Genomic DNA, 14,928 nt, shown 5'->3' with positions numbered 1-14,928 from the left:
TGCAGCAGCAGGATAATACCTTCCTACAGCTCCCCCTCTCTCTATTCCAAAAGAAACGCAACAAAGGACAGCAGAGCGAAGCCTTACGCTTCACTCTGCTGTCCTTTTCGTATGACTATATCCTTAACCTAGTTCACGTTTCACCACATTAGCGATCTGATCCACATAGGCTTCGACCTGATCCTTGTCCGGTCCTTCAGCCATGACACGAATCAGCGATTCTGTACCGGATGGACGCACAAGCACGCGGCCATTGTCGCCCAGCTCTGCTTCCACTTGCTTCACCGCTTCTTCAATCGCGGTGTTGCCGTTGTACAAGCTCTTGTCGGCTACACGCACGTTCACCAGCTGCTGCGGGAACTTGCGCATCAGGCCCTTAAGCTCGCCAAGCTTCTTGCCGGAGGCAGCAACCGTCTCTACCAGCTGCAGAGCCGTCAGAATGCCATCGCCTGTCGTAATGTAGTCCAGGAAGATAACATGTCCAGATTGCTCGCCGCCCAGGTTGTAGCCGCCGCGGCGCATCTCTTCCATGACATAACGGTCGCCGACAGCCGTCTTCGCTGTCTTCAGACCAATACTCTCTGTACCTTTGAAGAAGCCGATGTTCGCCATAACGGTCGTAACGATCGTATCCTGAGCCAGCTTGCCTTCCCGCTTCAAGCGGTCGCCAACGATACAGAGGATGTAGTCGCCGTCGACTTCCTCGCCCTTCCCGTCAATGGCGATGAGGCGATCGGCATCGCCGTCGAAGCTAAGTCCGAGATCAGCCCCGTGCTCCAATACCTTCTCGCGCAAATATTCCGGATGCGTCGAACCGACGCCTGCATTAATATTGCGGCCGTCCGGCTCTGCGCCTACCGTCGTCACGTCTGCGCCAAGCTCGCGGAAGATTGCCGGAGCAAGCTCATAAGCAGATCCGTTCGCACAGTCCAGCACGATTTTGAGACCAGAGAAGTCGCCCTTCACGGTCGTCTTCAGGAATTCCAGATAACGCTGCTTTGCATCCTCATCGATAGTCACCGTGCCGATGTCTCCGCCGACAGGTCGAGGAAGCTCGTCCTTCTCCGCGTCGAGCAATGCCTCAATCTCCAGCTCTGTCTCATCGGATAGCTTGAAGCCGTCGCCCGCGATAAATTTAATGCCGTTATCTTCTACAGGGTTATGCGAAGCGGAAATCATGACGCCGGCATCCGCACCCAGTTCCTTTGTCAAATAAGCAACAGCAGGCGTAGATACAACGCCCAGCCGCACGACACTAGCACCAATCGACAGCAGTCCGGCGATAAGCGCCGCTTCCAGCATTGGACCCGAGATGCGGGTATCCAGACCGATGACAACTTTCGGCTGATTCGCGTCTCTTGTCAGGACGTAGCCACCGCAGCGTCCGATCTTATAAGCCAGCTCAGGCGTAAGCTCTACGTTGGCAACGCCACGCACGCCGTCCGTTCCGAAATATTTCCCCATTTGAATGTTTCCCCTCTATCCCCAATATTGTTGCGAACCTTCTTACGAATAACGTATGAACCAGCTATATGGTTGCGCCCTCTTTTTCCCATAATATCAAAGTATTCGACGGAGATCGACGCTTTGCGTCCACCAGCGCGTACTGAATGTCTGTGTCCGCGCCTCCTGAACGAGCATTGGCATTGCCAGCCCCACTTCCGTTATTGCCCGGACTACCGCCTTCCTGGCCCTCTTCTGGCGGATTGGTCGGCGTACCGCCAACCTCGATATCCTCCGGTTCCTCGCCGCCATTCGACGCCGTCGTATCGATTATCTCGATCGTAGCGCTAAGCGATTGCCCGTCCGCCAGAACAGGCTGTACATATGGAGGAAGCTCAAGCTCCAGTGCGACCGTATGCGTCCCCGGTTCCAGACCGGCGACCTTCGCGACTATAGCGACATCATCCAAAGCAACATCCGCAAGCACGGCTTCCGCCCCGCTAATCTCCAGATCCAGCGTACCGCTCGCAGGCGTTATGATCTGGGTTGTCAGGCCCGGTTCCGTTCCTGTTATCGTAATCGGCACATTGGACAGCTTCCGGGTCGTGGCTACTTCGACGACGATATCCAGATCAATCTCTCCCGGATTGACCGCCTGAATATGATCGACTGGCGGCGCCTTCACCTTAATCGTTCCCGATTGCTTCACTTTCGTCAGATCCAGCACTGCACCGTCATAGATCGAGATCGCATCCAGCTCCTCTTGAGGCGCATAGACCGTTACGAAATCCACACTCGGCTTCACCGATACCAGACTCATCCCTTCTGTCAGCTCTCCTGAATACCGCAGCTGCAACGGAACCTGCTTGAATGGCAGCGTCACCTTTACCTCCACATGAAGGGTAGAAGGCTGTACGATAGCGTTCGGGATTTCTTGGCCTTCCTTGTCATAGACGACAAGCTTCGCTTTTTTGTTCACGACGGTTTTATCCGAGCCAGACACATCCAGCGATGCCGCCACAAGGCCTACCTTATCCATATCATCCCTTGGCAGCGTCACCTGGACGGCGCGACCGCCCTCCGACATGATCTCCGGTTCGCCCAGCACAAACCCTGCTGCGTGATCCCCTTCTATCATCACCTGAGCATCAAAGGTTTTGGTCACGATCTCCTCAATCTGCACCATGACCCGTCTAGGCGACAGCTCCACTTCCTTGATCCCCCGTGGCAGCTTGATCGTCAGCGGCAGCTCCTGAAGTCCCGGCTTCGTCACGCCGGACAAGTCAATATTGACGACATAATCCGCGTTCGTCGCTGCGCGCAGGTTCGATATCTTCCCCTCTACTACGAGTCTGGCTACAGTCGGTTCCATAGCCGTGAGCACGTACTTCTCCTCATCCAGACCAATGGGAACGATCGTAGCCGCTTCGATAATCTTCGTATCGATGCTGGAGGTTATCGACTGAGGCGATGTCTCCGGGTCTATATGTACAACTGCGAACAACAGTATCCCTAACAATACAGAGATGATTTTCAGCGCAGTAGGATGACTTAGCCATTTATCCATGTCATTCTCCCTTCCGCTTCCATAACGCGGCGAAGCCGCGCTTCTCCTTGTCCTTGCCGTTCGTATTCGTCGTCAATTCTTCGAACAGCTTGGAGATAAGCGATTCTTCGTTGATATCCCGGACGATCATACCGTTAATCGAAAGTGAGACTTGTCCCGTTTCCTCTGATACGGTAACGGACAGCGCATCGCTCACCTCGCTGACTCCGATGGCGGCGCGATGCCTCGTGCCAAGCTCTTTGCTGATAAAAGGATTCTCCGACAGCGGCAAATAACAGCCCGCCGCCATAATCTGATTGCCCCGAATGATGACGGCTCCGTCATGCAGCGGAGAATTCGGTGTAAAGATATTCATGAGGAGCTCCGACGTAATGCGTGATTCCATCGGGATGCCCGACTCGATCAGCTCCGTCACCCCCGTCTTCCGTTCGAAGACGATCAGCGCGCCGATCTTCCGCTTCGACATATGCTGCACAGCCCGGATAACCTCTTCCAATTGCTCGCTAAGCGCATTTCGCTCCAGCGAAGAGGTCCGGGAGAACAGATTACCCCGTCCAAGCTGCTCCAGCGCCCGCCTCAGCTCCGGCTGGAAGATGATAACGACGGTAATAATCCCCCATGTGAACATCTGGTTCATCAGCCACTTCAGCGTGTACAGATTGAACCACGTACTGATCGCCCATGTCGCAACAAGGACGAATATGCCCTTCAGAAGCTGCACCGCCCGCGTACCGCGAACGAGCAATATCAATTTATAAATAATATAGCTAACGATGCCGACATCGATAATATCCTTCAGCCAATCCTGCCATGTCGAATCTGTCAAGTAGCTCATACGCCAACCCCCAACTGCAGACCACATCAGTATGTCTATAATCGCGTTTCAACTTTATTGTTTTCTATATCGGGGATTGGAAATCCTTTATTTTAAAATTATTTTCAGAAATCTTTTCAAAAACGTTGTAGAAAAAAAGCTTCCCTTGTACAAAAGGGAAGCCGCTATGCTTGTCAATGAGGAATTACACCGCCGAAAGCGGACGTAACCTTATACCAAAACCAGTCTAACGCCTGGTCAATTGTGCGGCTTTGTCCCGCGATATGTCCGGTCGAAGCGAGTACCATGGAGCCGTCGATCACGGTCACATTGCCGTCAACAGAGCCCTGCACTTCCACCCTGCCATTCTCAACAGTCAGATTGCCCGTCACCTTCACACCCTCCGGTACAATCACCGTATTGCCGTTAATGACGACATGCTGCAAGTCTTCGCCAGATACGACCATCTTGGCGTCCTGATCCCAGGAGGAGAAGAAGCTGCCCAGCATGACCAGCAAAAATACAGCCGCAGCGGTCAGTCCCGGATAACGGTACAGGATGCGCATGAAGCGATTGCGCTCGTTGCTCTTCGGCTTCGGCAACTGCGCCATAATGCGATTCTTCAGATCAGCTGATGCGGAACTGTCGAGCTGCGAAGCCGGCTTGACCGATTCCCAGGCAGCGAATGCCGCTGCATCGGCCTTCTCCAGCTGTTCGAGCCGCTCGCTGCAAGCGGAACACGACTTCAAATGCGTTTTTAATTCAGTTATTTCATCACGTGGCAGCTCGCCGTCCAAATAGTCGTGGATTTTGACGATGGCGACTTTGCATTCCATAGCAGCCATTCCTTTCTTCAATTGCTCGATTATGCGAATGTCATCCCGCTTCGGTCGGGAAGTTTAATTACCTGCTTACGCCCTAATGATACTGCTCCCCCCAGTTTCCCTGAGGCTAAGCATGATCTCGTTATAGGATACGTATCAGAGAGAGGGATGTTTCAAAAAAATAAAAATGCTTCAGCTTATAATCGATGCTCCAGCTTTTTGCGAAGAAATTCTCGGCCTCTATGAACGCGGGTTTTGATCGTTGTAACCGGCATATCGAGAATATCGCCCACTTCCTGCAGCGATAGATCCTGTATATATCTCAGCATCATAACGGATTTGTACTTCGGCGGCAGCGATTCCATCGCCTGATGGATAATCCGCTGCGTATCGGACAGGATCAGCTCCGACTCCGGCGTCCGGTTATCGCTTGGAATCATGGAATAACCATCGAGGCCGTCATACTCCTGCGATTCAGCATCCAGCGAGTAAGTAGGCTTCCGCTTGCGAAGACGGTCAATGCATAAATTCGTAGCGATCCGATAAATCCAGGTTGAAAACTTCAGCGTCTCATCAAACCTCTCCAGGTTTTTATAAACGCGCAAAAAGGTATCCTGAACGACATCCTCGGCTTCTTGCCTGTTGTTCAGCATACGGTAAGCCATATGATAGAGCTTGTCCTGATATAGGTCCACAAGCTCAGCGAACGCTTGCTGGTCGCCCTTCAGCGCGAGCCTCGCAAGCCTATTCTCCAACACGTTCACCTTGTCATTTCCTCCAAACGTTACGATCGTCCATTCCGACCGCCATAAGAGCGGACGCCTGAAACGATACCTCTACCACCCATGTATCATCTATTTCAATCGGTAACCACTTACAAGGGACATGCAATAAGAATCCTTCTAGAAAAATGGTAATCGACATGAACCCAAAATGCAAGACCAATACGTAAGCGAATAGTCCGATTAGACCGGATTATCGAGTTTGACAAGGGAACACGGTCACCCTCTTCTTTTCAGGGTGGTAATATCTAACTATACAGGAAGTCGATCATAAGAAAAAGAGGGCACTAATCAGCTCGCCGCTGCAGCGCCCTCTCTCATTGCCTTACAAGGTATTCGTCTTCAGCTTCTCCAGCACATCCAGAATCGTCGTTGTTGGAATCGCAAAGCCGATGCCTTGCGCCTCAGCGTTCACCGCTGTGTTCATGCCGATTACCTCGCCCTTCGCATTCAGCAGCGGGCCGCCAGAGTTGCCGGGGTTAATCGATGCGTCCGTCTGAAGCAGATGCTCATACGTATGCTCTCCCTGCTCGTCCTGTATCGTGATCGGACGTTCCTTTGCGCTTAGCACGCCCATTGTCAGCGTATGGTCGAATCCGTATGGATTGCCGATTGCCAGCACCCAGTCGCCGATTCGCGTCTCATTGGAGTCTCCCAGCTTCAGGGCCGGGAATGTCTCGCCAGTGGGATGCTTCACCTTCAGCACCGCCAAGTCCAGGTCATAGCTGGTCCCCAGCACTTCCGCCGTGAGCGGTTCGTCATATCCCTGTACCTGCACCTTCACTTCAGATGCGCCGGAGACAACATGCTCATTGGTTAAGATCAGCCCTTCCTTATCGAAGAAAAAGCCGGTACCGGAGCCGCTCAGCACCAGAGACCCTTGCTCATTCTGTGGAGCTGCTGAATTGCCATTTCGATCAGGAGAGCCTTGTCCGCGAAAAAACTGCTCCAGCCACGGGTCCATCGCCATGCCGCCTTGCTGCTGTCCCTTGCCGTAGTTCTCGATCTTCACCACGGCCGGACTAGCCTGCTCATAGATGGCTGCCATATCGTCTTTCGTATTCATAGACGCGGTAGTGAGCCCCGCATCTTGTCCATTTCCTCCACTCACCTGCATACCGGCTGTGCCGCTCCCGCCCAGCAAGCCGCCCGTAAACAAGTTGTTCTTATCCGCTGTGTACGTAAAGCCGCCAATAACCAGTGCGCCTGTCAGAAACGCCGCAAATAGCGGAAGCGCCGCATTCTTCTTCTTTTTTCGGCTAGGCCGGCCTTGATTCACTTCCCTATAGTAAGCTTCGAATTGAGGGGCAGCCAATTGTCTTCCCGTATCCGTATCCGCATCATAACCGCTTGCCTGCTTGTTGTAATTGTTCTCTTCGTTCATATTCGTCATCCTCTCTCATGAACTGTTGAGCTTCATAGGACTATCATGAGGGATGCACCTTAAACCAATCTTAAGAGGGACTAAAAGCTACATAAATATATCCGTGCACCAAAAAAACCTCCCCCCCGGTACCGAACCGGAGAGGAGGTTGGAACTAGCTATATAGACATTAGCCCGTATTGCGAAGGCCGGCTGCAATGCCGTTGATGGTGAGCAGCACTTCACGCAGCAGCTCTTGATCGTCTTCATCGTTCGCGCGCAGGTCGCGAAGCTCCGTCAGCAGCTGCACTTGCATGTAGCTGAGCGGATCGACATACGGATTGCGGAGACGGATCGACTCTTGGATAACCGGTACGTTGTCCAAAATCTCGTCTTGGCCCGTAATGCTCAGAATCAGGTTGGAGGTCAGCTCGTATTCCGCTTCGATCTGCGTGAAGATGCGATCGCGGATGCTTTGCTCCTTGATCATATTCGCATATTCCTTCGCGATAACCAGATCAGCCTTCGCCAGCGCCATCTGCAAGTTGTCGATGAGCGAGCGGAAGAACGGGAATTGCTCGTACATGGTCTTCAGCGTAGTCAGCTTCTCTGCGTCGTCGCCGACGTATTGCTGCAGCGCCGTACCAGCTGCATACCATGCCGGCAACAAGTAGCGGCTTTGCGTCCAGGCGAATACCCATGGAATCGCGCGCAGATCCTCAAAGCGGTCACTATTCTTGCGCTTCGAAGGACGGGAGCCAATGTTCAGCTCGCCAACCTCAGGCAGCGGTGTAGACTCCTTGAAGAAGGTCAGGAAGTCCGGGTCACGGAAGATCAGATCCTGATACTTATTCAGCGCTGTCTCCGAGATCGAACGGGAAATCGCATCCCACTCCGCTTCTGCTGCTGGCTCCTGTTGCGGATACTTCGCGAGTCTCGCGGAAGTAATCAGCGCCCAAGTCGCCTGCTCCAGGCTTCGATACGCGATGCCCTGCATCGAGTAACGGGAGGACAATACTTCACCCTGCTCCGTAATTTTAATGCCGCCGCCTACTGTATGAGGCGGTTGTGCCAGAATACTGCGGTTCAGCGGCATGCCGCCGCGACCCAGCGCTCCGCCGCGTCCATGGAAGAACTTCAGCTTCACGTCGTATTCTTTGCCCGCAGCCGTAATTTCCTTGAGAGCTACTCGCAGCTCCCAGTTCGCTGTAACCACGCCGCCGTCCTTGTTGCTGTCGGAGTAGCCGAGCATGATCTCATGCATGTTGCCTCTTGCTTCGACTGCTTTACGGTAGACCGGAATCTCGAACAGCTCCTTCATGATGCCAGGAGCGGCATGCAGATCGTCGATCGTCTCGAAGAGCGGTACGGATTGCAGCGTGCAGCGGATCGTACCGTCGGCTTCCTTACGGAACAAGCCAACTTCCTTCGCGAATACCATAACCTCCAGCATATCGCTGGCGGCTTGCGTCATACTGATCAGATAGCTTGTAATACAGTTCTCACCGAACTCCTGTTGCGCCCGGAAGATCGTCTGATACACATCCAGACACTCGCGAGTGGATTCGGAATAATCCAGATAGCCTGATGTCAGCGGACGCGGATCATTCAGCAGCTGGTGAAGCAGCTTCGTCTTCTCCTCTTCCGAGAGGGAAGCGTAATCCTCCACGATATGCATCTTCGCCAGAATCTCAGCCATGGCGTTCTCATGCTCTTGACTATGCTGGCGAACATCTAGCGCCATCAGATGGAAGCCGAACAGCTCCACCTGGCGGACAAGCTTCGCCAGATCCGTATCGGCCACATAATCGGCATAGTGATGACGCAAGCTGCGGTCAATCACGAGCAGATCTTCACGAAGCTCCCTCTGATGATTGTAGCGGTTTGCTGTGCCCTTGAGCGACTCATCGCGCGTATTGGCCAGCTTCTCGAGCATGTAGGCCAGCTTGATGCGGTACGGCTCTGTAGCAATGCGCCAAGGGTCTACGCACTTCAGCTCGACACGCTCGCGGTCGGACTGAATCGATTGCTGCAATTCGTCCGTAATCGTCACCAGGTTCGTGCTGAAGCTCAGCAGATCCGTCAGATCATTCAGCTTTTCTTCATACTTGTTGAGCGCCAGCTGACGGTGCAGCTGAAGCGTCTCCCATGTCACCTTGGCGGTAACGGACGGATTCCCGTCGCGGTCTCCGCCGATCCAGGAGCCGAACCGCAAGAAGTCAGGCACATGCCAGCGGTTCTCCGGATAGTACTTGCTAAGGCAGCGCTCCAGCTCTTCGTACACGCTTGGAAGCACCTCGAATAGCGTCTCGTCAAAGTAGTACAAGCCGTTGCGCACTTCATCGATAACGGTAGGCTTGCGGTCGCGCAGTTCATCCGTCTGCCACAAGGTCAGAACCTCATTAAGCAGCTTCTCCTTCAGCTTCTCGCGCTCGCGGAAGGTCAGCGTTGGATTGTCCAATTGCATGACGTCCTCCGCAATGCGCTTGTGAATATCAAGCACCACACGGCGTGTTGCTTCCGTCGGATGCGCCGTCATGACCAGCTCCAGAGAGATGCCGCTCAGAATGTCGCTTACATCCTCTACGCCAATCTGGCGCTCCTTCAGATCCTGAATCGCGCTCTCGATGGAACCGCGCTGCACGCTCTCGCCCGCAGATACTTCATAGTCACGCTTTCTTCTGATACGGTGGTTCTGTTCGGCAATGTTAACTAGCTGGAAGTAAATCGCGAAAGCGCGAATGACCTGATGCCGAATCTCCGGACTTAGGGAAGATACCGTGGACTTGAATTGCTCGAACAGTTCAGGTATAAATTCCGCGCGAAGCGCTTTACTTTGTTCCCGAATTTGCTCAACAATCTCAAGCAGTTCGCGTCCGCCTTGGTGAACGAGAACCTCTCCAAGAATGTTGCCCAGGAAACGTACATCTCGTCTGAGCAAATTATTCGTTTGTGTTCGACTAGTCGCTGTTGATGATACAGATTGTTCCGACATACCGTTCCTCCTACAAATCTGTGCAGCAAACCCACTTTGAAAGCATCCGCTCAATCCATACGCACATGCCTATTTCAACTTCGAAGGTTACTCTCACTTTAATGGCGTAATCACTTCTACTATCATACTACAAAACGACACGCCGTTGAAGTCCCGCAGCGTAATCTGTCGCCTTATTCTGACGACTTTCATGATTTACCACAGAAAAGCGCAATAGTATAAAAAAATCCCCCTGCATCGCAGAGGGAGTCGGTTGTGATTACTGGAGCGGGTGATGGGAATCGAACCCACGCTATTAGCTTGGAAGGCTAAAGTTCTACCATTGAACTACACCCGCAAAAAGAATGATGGTCGGGACGACACGATTTGAACATGCGACCCCCTGGTCCCAAACCAGGTGCTCTACCAAGCTGAGCTACGTCCCGAAATGTTAATTCATTCTAAGTAAAGATGGCGCGGCCTAAGAGATTCGAACTCCTGACCTTTTGATTCGTAGTCAAACGCTCTATCCAGCTGAGCTAAGGCCGCAAAAAATATGGAGCGGAAGACGGGAATCGAACCCGCGACCCTCGCCTTGGCAAGGCGATGCTCTACCGCTGAGCCACTTCCGCACATTAGTTGTATCGTCGCTTTCATCAATTACCGTCGCGGCGACAAGTAATAATATATCATCTTCCGAAATGAATTGCAACTCCTTTTTCAAAAAAAATATGCTGGTACAAGAAAAGCCGCATTCCTCAAAGGAATACGGCTTTATCATCCAATTATTGCATGTAAAAACAATCCATTCGGGTTCGCCTAAGCGCCTGCTGCCGTGAGCTCTTCCCGCTCTTCACGGATCTCCTGCTTGATGACACGATCTGCCACTGGCGGTGCGGCCAGAGCGAACGGAAGACATAGCGGAAGTCCTGTGCGCGGGTCCGGCACGATATCGGCCTCAATATTGAATACCTCGCGCATAATTTCGGGTGTAATAACCTCGACAGGAGATCCCTCGCCTTTGACCTCCCCGGACTTAATCGCAATCATATGATGGGCATAACGAGCCGCATGATTCAAATCATGGACAACCATAACAATGGTCCGGTTATTCATCTCATTAAGCTTCTGAAGCAGATGGAGTACCTCCAGCTGATGCGCCATATCCAAGAATGTCGTAGGCTCATCCAGGAACAGAATATCGGTCTCCTGCGCCAAAGCCATCGCAATCCAAGCACGCTGGCGCTGACCGCCGGACAATTGGTCAACCGGACGATCTGCAAAGTCAGCCATGCCGGTAGCTTCAACCGCCCACTTCACGATTGCGCGGTCTTCCTTGCTTAGCGAACCAAACCCCTTCTGGTACGGGAAACGCCCGTAAGCAACCAGCTCAGACACCGTGAGACCGTCTGGAGCTGTAGGATTCTGAGGCAAAATAGCAAGCTGCTTCGCTACTTCCTTGGTCGATTGCTTATGGATAGATTTGCCGTCCAATAGCACGCTGCCCTTGGAAGGATTCATAATACGTGCCATTGTCTTAAGTATAGTTGATTTCCCCGAGCCATTTGCGCCAACAAGCGCTGTAATCTTCCCTTGGGGAATAGAAATATTTAAATTTTGAACGATCTTGCGTTCCTCATAAGAAATATCAAGTCCTGAAGTCGTTAACCGAATCATGCCATGCACGCTCCTTCCGCCATCACTGAGCTCTCATGCATCTTTCAGTGATAACGATTATCATTACTATTGATGATAATCGTTCTCAGACAAAATGTCAATGACATTCTTCATCCATCCTTCACGCTGGAGGAAAATATAGTGAATCCGTTAGGAATGGAAGGTTGATAGATTTGATCTGAGGTCATCGGATTTAGTACACTGTGAGCAAGGGAGTGGATGAACCATGATGAACAAAAGATATACGCTCGAGGAAGCCAACGCACTGCTTCCTACCATCAAGCAAGAGCTACGTCAGCTTCAACGCATGGCAGAAGAGCTGGAGGATCACTACATCGCTTATCGCAAAGTCAAAGCAATAGATCAGAATGGCCAGATCGATGATTTATTTGAAATGGAAAGCAGACTGGATTTCATGCAAGTAGAGTTGAACTTATATATGGAGAACTTCTCCCGCAAGGGTGTGCTTCTCAAAATGATCCATCCCGGACTGGTCGACTTCCCGGCTATTCTGGACGGCGAGGAAATTCTGCTCTGTTGGCAGGAGGGCGAGCCGCATATTACGCATTACCACGGCTGGACGGAGGGGTTTATGGGAAGAAAACCTCATCCTGAGGCTTAAAAGCAACCCTATAACAAACAAAAGACCCTTCTGCTCGAAGGGTCTTCTCATGTATGGTGCGCGTAGAGGGACTTGAACCCCCACGGTCGCCCGCTAGATCCTAAGTCTAGTGCGTCTGCCAATTCCGCCATACGCGCGTGGGTAACTCTAGAATTAGATCATACACCATTTCCGAACAAATTGCAACCTGTTTGGATCAAAAAAGCCCGGCCTTCCTATCGAAAGCCGGGCTAGTCCATTATCAGTTTGAATAGGCTTGGTTATCGCGCTTAATCGCTTTTAGACGCTTCTTCCTCTGCTTCCGATCTTGCATTCAAAACAAGGGAAGCATGCAGAATCTGATGGTTGTCCATCTCGATAATACTCCATTGGTGCTTGCCGTGATAGATCGGCACCGGTTCCTCATCGAAGGATATCAACTGGACTTGTAGCCAGCCGCCAATGGTGTCAACATTATAATCATTGTCGAACTTGATTCCGAATTGTTCCTCAATGTCACTTAGCAGCACCCTGCCGCTGAACACATACTCATTGTCGGAAACTTTCATAATATCGGGCTTCTCATCCGCATCGAACTCATCACGGATCTCGCCAACGATCTCCTCCAATATATCCTCCATCGTGATAATACCGGCTGTACCGCCGTATTCATCGATGATGAGGGAGATATGAACGCCTTGCTTCTGCATCTTCAGAAGAACATCCTGCAGCGGCGCGGTCTCATGGATCGCTTCCATATCGTGAATCAAGTCTTTCAGAGGCGTTGGACGATTCAACACCAGATTCGTAACCAATTCCTTCGCATTCAGAAATCCGATAATTTTATCCTTATCGCCATCCTGGGTGACAGGGTAGCGCGTATATCGATTCTCGTCAATAATGCTCAATATCTCATCATTACTCATCTTCTCGTCAATGGCAACGACCTGAAGTCGCGGTACCATTACATCTTTCGCCACGCGTTGGTCGAAAGCGAAGATGTTTTGCATATACGAAAGCTCTGTCTGATTAATCTCGCCGCTTTGGAAACTTTGCGTCATAATGATCTTCAGCTCTTCCTCGGAGTGGGCCTGTTCGTGACCGGCAGGCTGTACGCCGAAGATGCGGAGAAACACACGCGCAGATCCATTAAGCAACCAAATCAATGGAAACAGGATCTTACCGAACAAGACGAGCGGTCTGGCAAGTAATAGTGTCATCCGTTCTGCATACTGGATTGCCAATGTCTTAGGCGCAAGTTCGCCAAAAACAACGTGCAGGAATGTCATTAACGACAAGGCTAATGCATAAGAGATCGGTGTTGCCCAAGCGTCCGAAACGCCCCAATCATGGAATAGCGGGTGTAGCAGCTTCTCAATCGTCGGTTCACCTAGCGCACCAAGTCCCAGTGCTGTGACGGTAATACCGAGCTGACAGGCAGACAAGTAGTAATCCAGGTTCGATACCAGCTTCTTCGCTGCGAGCGCTGTCTTGTTGCCTTCCGCAATCAACTGATCAATACGTGACATTCTGACCTTAACGACGGCAAATTCCGATCCGACAAAAAATGCAGTAAACACAATTAATAATAATACCAGTAACAAATTGATGACTATGGCTACGTCCAACTAGTTCCCTCAGCTGAGGGATTCACCTCCGTGTAATTTAAAATACTTTCCCTATAGCTATACGTTGATCTGAACTTCACGTTTCAATAATTTTCAGACTTCTCCACTGCTTTATTATGCTAATATTCAGAGCGGTTAATTCTCGCTGTCTTGCCACCTCTTATAGATCGCCCTGTTCATGTAATTCCTGGGAACTACATCATTCCGAAACGACGCTCACCTCCACGTCTATACAGCTTTATACCCTGTCTACTTCCCGTTCAAACGTATCAAACAGCAAAAAACCCTTCTGTTCGAAGGGTTTTCTCATGGATGGTGCGCGTAGAGGGACTTGAACCCCCACGGTCGCCCGCTAGATCCTAAGTCTAGTGCGTCTGCCAATTCCGCCATACGCGCGTGGGTCTTTCCGGGTAAATAAACTGGTGAGCCATGTAGGACTCGAACCTACGACACCCTGATTAAAAGTCAGGTGCTCTACCAACTGAGCTAATGGCTCTTAATAAAATGGCTGGGGATTCAGGGATCGAACCTGAGAATGACGGAGTCAAAGTCCGTTGCCTTACCGCTTGGCTAATCCCCAGCGTTACGGTATGGTGGAGGATGACGGGATCGAACCGCCGACCCTCTGCTTGTAAGGCAGATGCTCTCCCAGCTGAGCTAATCCTCCATGATGGTGACCCGTAGGGGATTCGAACCCCTGTTACCTCCGTGAAAGGGAGGTGTCTTAACCCCTTGACCAACGGGCCTAAATAATAATTACCGTTAAGTATTGCTTGTCCGCTGCATGATATCAGATATCCTCAAAGAAGATCTGGAGCTCTCAACCGGGATCGAACCGGTGACCTCATCCTTACCATGGATGCACTCTACCTACTGAGCTATGAGAGCAAGTATGGCTCCCCGAACAGGACTCGAACCTGTGACAACTCGATTAACAGTCGAGTGCTCTACCAACTGAGCTATCAGGGAACATTGCACATTCGCATAAAAATGTGTCCAAGAGCTTCAATTGCTTTAAGACAAGACAATTCAAAGTGTTTTTGCACCTTGAAAACTGGATACGAAAGTAATTGCTGATTGTACTTTAGCATGCTCCTCGATCTCCAGACTCGCACCCTAAGCCTATGCTTACGATGTCCGCCTTTCCTTCGGAAAGCGTTTAGGATAAGCCCTCGACCGATTAGTATTCGTCAGCTCCACACATTGCTGTGCTTCCACCCCGAACCTATCAACCTCGTCGTCTTCAAGGGGTCTT

Annotated in this window: 10 protein-coding genes, 12 tRNA genes and 1 rRNA gene; 1 reads left to right on the top strand and 22 read right to left on the bottom strand. The window is 51.4% G+C overall.

Features of this window, described 5'->3' with window-relative positions; translation table 11 throughout:
• Positions 1 to 123: 123 nt before the first annotated feature.
• The 12 genes from glmM to ACFVSO_RS04545 form a co-directional block, all read right to left on the bottom strand.
• Entirely contained in the window at positions 124 to 1,464 is a 1,341-nt protein-coding gene (gene glmM / locus ACFVSO_RS04600) for a phosphoglucosamine mutase (protein ID WP_387470590.1), read from the bottom strand.
• Positions 1,465 to 1,528: 64 nt separating this feature from the next.
• On the bottom strand, positions 1,529 to 3,010 hold the full coding sequence (locus tag ACFVSO_RS04595; RefSeq protein WP_387470588.1) for a CdaR family protein: 1,482 nt from the start codon (positions 3,008 to 3,010) through the stop codon (positions 1,529 to 1,531).
• Between the two features lies 1 nt (position 3,011).
• A complete protein-coding gene (gene cdaA / locus ACFVSO_RS04590; protein WP_387470586.1) occupies positions 3,012 to 3,845 on the bottom strand; it encodes a diadenylate cyclase CdaA in 834 nt (277 codons plus the stop codon).
• Between the two features lie 173 nt (positions 3,846 to 4,018).
• Positions 4,019 to 4,660 (bottom strand): zf-HC2 domain-containing protein, encoded by a 642-nt coding sequence (locus ACFVSO_RS04585; RefSeq protein WP_387470584.1) that lies wholly within the window; start codon positions 4,658 to 4,660, stop codon positions 4,019 to 4,021.
• A 185-nt stretch (positions 4,661 to 4,845) separates the two neighbouring features.
• Positions 4,846 to 5,412: an RNA polymerase sigma factor SigW gene (gene sigW, locus ACFVSO_RS04580; RefSeq protein ID WP_119802405.1), complete on the bottom strand. Its 567-nt coding sequence runs from the start codon at positions 5,410 to 5,412 to the stop codon at positions 4,846 to 4,848.
• Positions 5,413 to 5,755: 343 nt separating this feature from the next.
• Complete coding sequence (locus ACFVSO_RS04575; RefSeq protein WP_387470581.1) at positions 5,756 to 6,814, bottom strand: S1C family serine protease; 1,059 nt, start codon at positions 6,812 to 6,814, stop codon at positions 5,756 to 5,758.
• A gap of 169 nt (positions 6,815 to 6,983) precedes the next feature.
• Entirely contained in the window at positions 6,984 to 9,788 is a 2,805-nt protein-coding gene (gene ppc, locus ACFVSO_RS04570) for a phosphoenolpyruvate carboxylase (RefSeq protein ID WP_387470579.1), read from the bottom strand.
• 263 nt (positions 9,789 to 10,051) lie between these two features.
• A tRNA-Gly gene (locus tag ACFVSO_RS04565) sits at positions 10,052 to 10,125 on the bottom strand.
• 11 nt (positions 10,126 to 10,136) lie between these two features.
• Positions 10,137 to 10,213, bottom strand: a tRNA-Pro gene (locus ACFVSO_RS04560).
• 26 nt (positions 10,214 to 10,239) lie between these two features.
• Positions 10,240 to 10,316, bottom strand: a tRNA-Arg gene (locus ACFVSO_RS04555).
• Positions 10,317 to 10,324: 8 nt separating this feature from the next.
• Positions 10,325 to 10,399: transfer RNA gene (locus ACFVSO_RS04550), tRNA-Gly, on the bottom strand.
• Positions 10,400 to 10,586: 187 nt separating this feature from the next.
• Positions 10,587 to 11,444: an ABC transporter ATP-binding protein gene (locus tag ACFVSO_RS04545; protein WP_387470577.1), complete on the bottom strand. Its 858-nt coding sequence runs from the start codon at positions 11,442 to 11,444 to the stop codon at positions 10,587 to 10,589.
• Between the two features lie 226 nt (positions 11,445 to 11,670).
• Between ACFVSO_RS04545 and ACFVSO_RS04540 the strand changes: the two genes are divergently transcribed.
• Positions 11,671 to 12,066 carry a DUF2203 domain-containing protein gene (locus ACFVSO_RS04540; RefSeq protein ID WP_387470575.1) on the top strand — a complete coding sequence of 132 codons (396 nt, stop codon included), beginning with the start codon at positions 11,671 to 11,673 and terminating at the stop codon, positions 12,064 to 12,066.
• 54 nt (positions 12,067 to 12,120) lie between these two features.
• Here the strand turns inward: ACFVSO_RS04540 and ACFVSO_RS04535 are convergent.
• The 10 genes from ACFVSO_RS04535 to ACFVSO_RS04490 all read right to left on the bottom strand — a co-directional run.
• A tRNA-Leu gene (locus tag ACFVSO_RS04535) sits at positions 12,121 to 12,203 on the bottom strand.
• A 132-nt stretch (positions 12,204 to 12,335) separates the two neighbouring features.
• Positions 12,336 to 13,673 carry a hemolysin family protein gene (locus ACFVSO_RS04530; protein ID WP_387470573.1) on the bottom strand — a complete coding sequence of 446 codons (1,338 nt, stop codon included), beginning with the start codon at positions 13,671 to 13,673 and terminating at the stop codon, positions 12,336 to 12,338.
• A gap of 313 nt (positions 13,674 to 13,986) precedes the next feature.
• Positions 13,987 to 14,069: transfer RNA gene (locus tag ACFVSO_RS04525), tRNA-Leu, on the bottom strand.
• 24 nt (positions 14,070 to 14,093) lie between these two features.
• Positions 14,094 to 14,169 (bottom strand) — tRNA-Lys (locus ACFVSO_RS04520).
• A gap of 9 nt (positions 14,170 to 14,178) precedes the next feature.
• Positions 14,179 to 14,253, bottom strand: a tRNA-Gln gene (locus tag ACFVSO_RS04515).
• An 11-nt stretch (positions 14,254 to 14,264) separates the two neighbouring features.
• Positions 14,265 to 14,340: transfer RNA gene (locus ACFVSO_RS04510), tRNA-Val, on the bottom strand.
• A 4-nt stretch (positions 14,341 to 14,344) separates the two neighbouring features.
• Positions 14,345 to 14,419 (bottom strand) — tRNA-Glu (locus ACFVSO_RS04505).
• Positions 14,420 to 14,485: 66 nt separating this feature from the next.
• A tRNA-Thr gene (locus ACFVSO_RS04500) sits at positions 14,486 to 14,561 on the bottom strand.
• 5 nt (positions 14,562 to 14,566) lie between these two features.
• Positions 14,567 to 14,642: transfer RNA gene (locus ACFVSO_RS04495), tRNA-Asn, on the bottom strand.
• A gap of 191 nt (positions 14,643 to 14,833) precedes the next feature.
• Positions 14,834 to 14,928 (bottom strand): 23S ribosomal RNA (locus ACFVSO_RS04490); the annotation flags it as partial.

The sequence above is a fragment of the Paenibacillus sp. NPDC057967 genome, from assembly GCF_042887015.1.
Classification (GTDB): Bacteria; Bacillota; Bacilli; order Paenibacillales; family Paenibacillaceae; genus Pristimantibacillus.
Note: the sequence above shows the minus strand (reverse complement) of the source record. Positions and strands in the feature narration are given on the sequence as shown.

What these genes read in the sequence shown, in the direction of transcription:
- ACFVSO_RS04575 (WP_387470581.1), bottom strand. Translation starts at nt 6,814, where the DNA reads ATGAACGAAGAGAACAATTACAACAAGCAGGCAAGCGGTTATGATGCG.
- ACFVSO_RS04585 (WP_387470584.1), bottom strand. Translation starts at nt 4,660, where the DNA reads ATGGAATGCAAAGTCGCCATCGTCAAAATCCACGACTATTTGGACGGC.
- ACFVSO_RS04545 (WP_387470577.1), bottom strand. Translation starts at nt 11,444, where the DNA reads ATGATTCGGTTAACGACTTCAGGACTTGATATTTCTTATGAGGAACGC.
- glmM (WP_387470590.1), bottom strand. Translation starts at nt 1,464, where the DNA reads ATGGGGAAATATTTCGGAACGGACGGCGTGCGTGGCGTTGCCAACGTA.
- ACFVSO_RS04595 (WP_387470588.1), bottom strand. Translation starts at nt 3,010, where the DNA reads ATGGATAAATGGCTAAGTCATCCTACTGCGCTGAAAATCATCTCTGTA.
- cdaA (WP_387470586.1), bottom strand. Translation starts at nt 3,845, where the DNA reads ATGAGCTACTTGACAGATTCGACATGGCAGGATTGGCTGAAGGATATT.
- ACFVSO_RS04540 (WP_387470575.1), top strand. Translation starts at nt 11,671, where the DNA reads ATGATGAACAAAAGATATACGCTCGAGGAAGCCAACGCACTGCTTCCT.
- ppc (WP_387470579.1), bottom strand. Translation starts at nt 9,788, where the DNA reads ATGTCGGAACAATCTGTATCATCAACAGCGACTAGTCGAACACAAACG.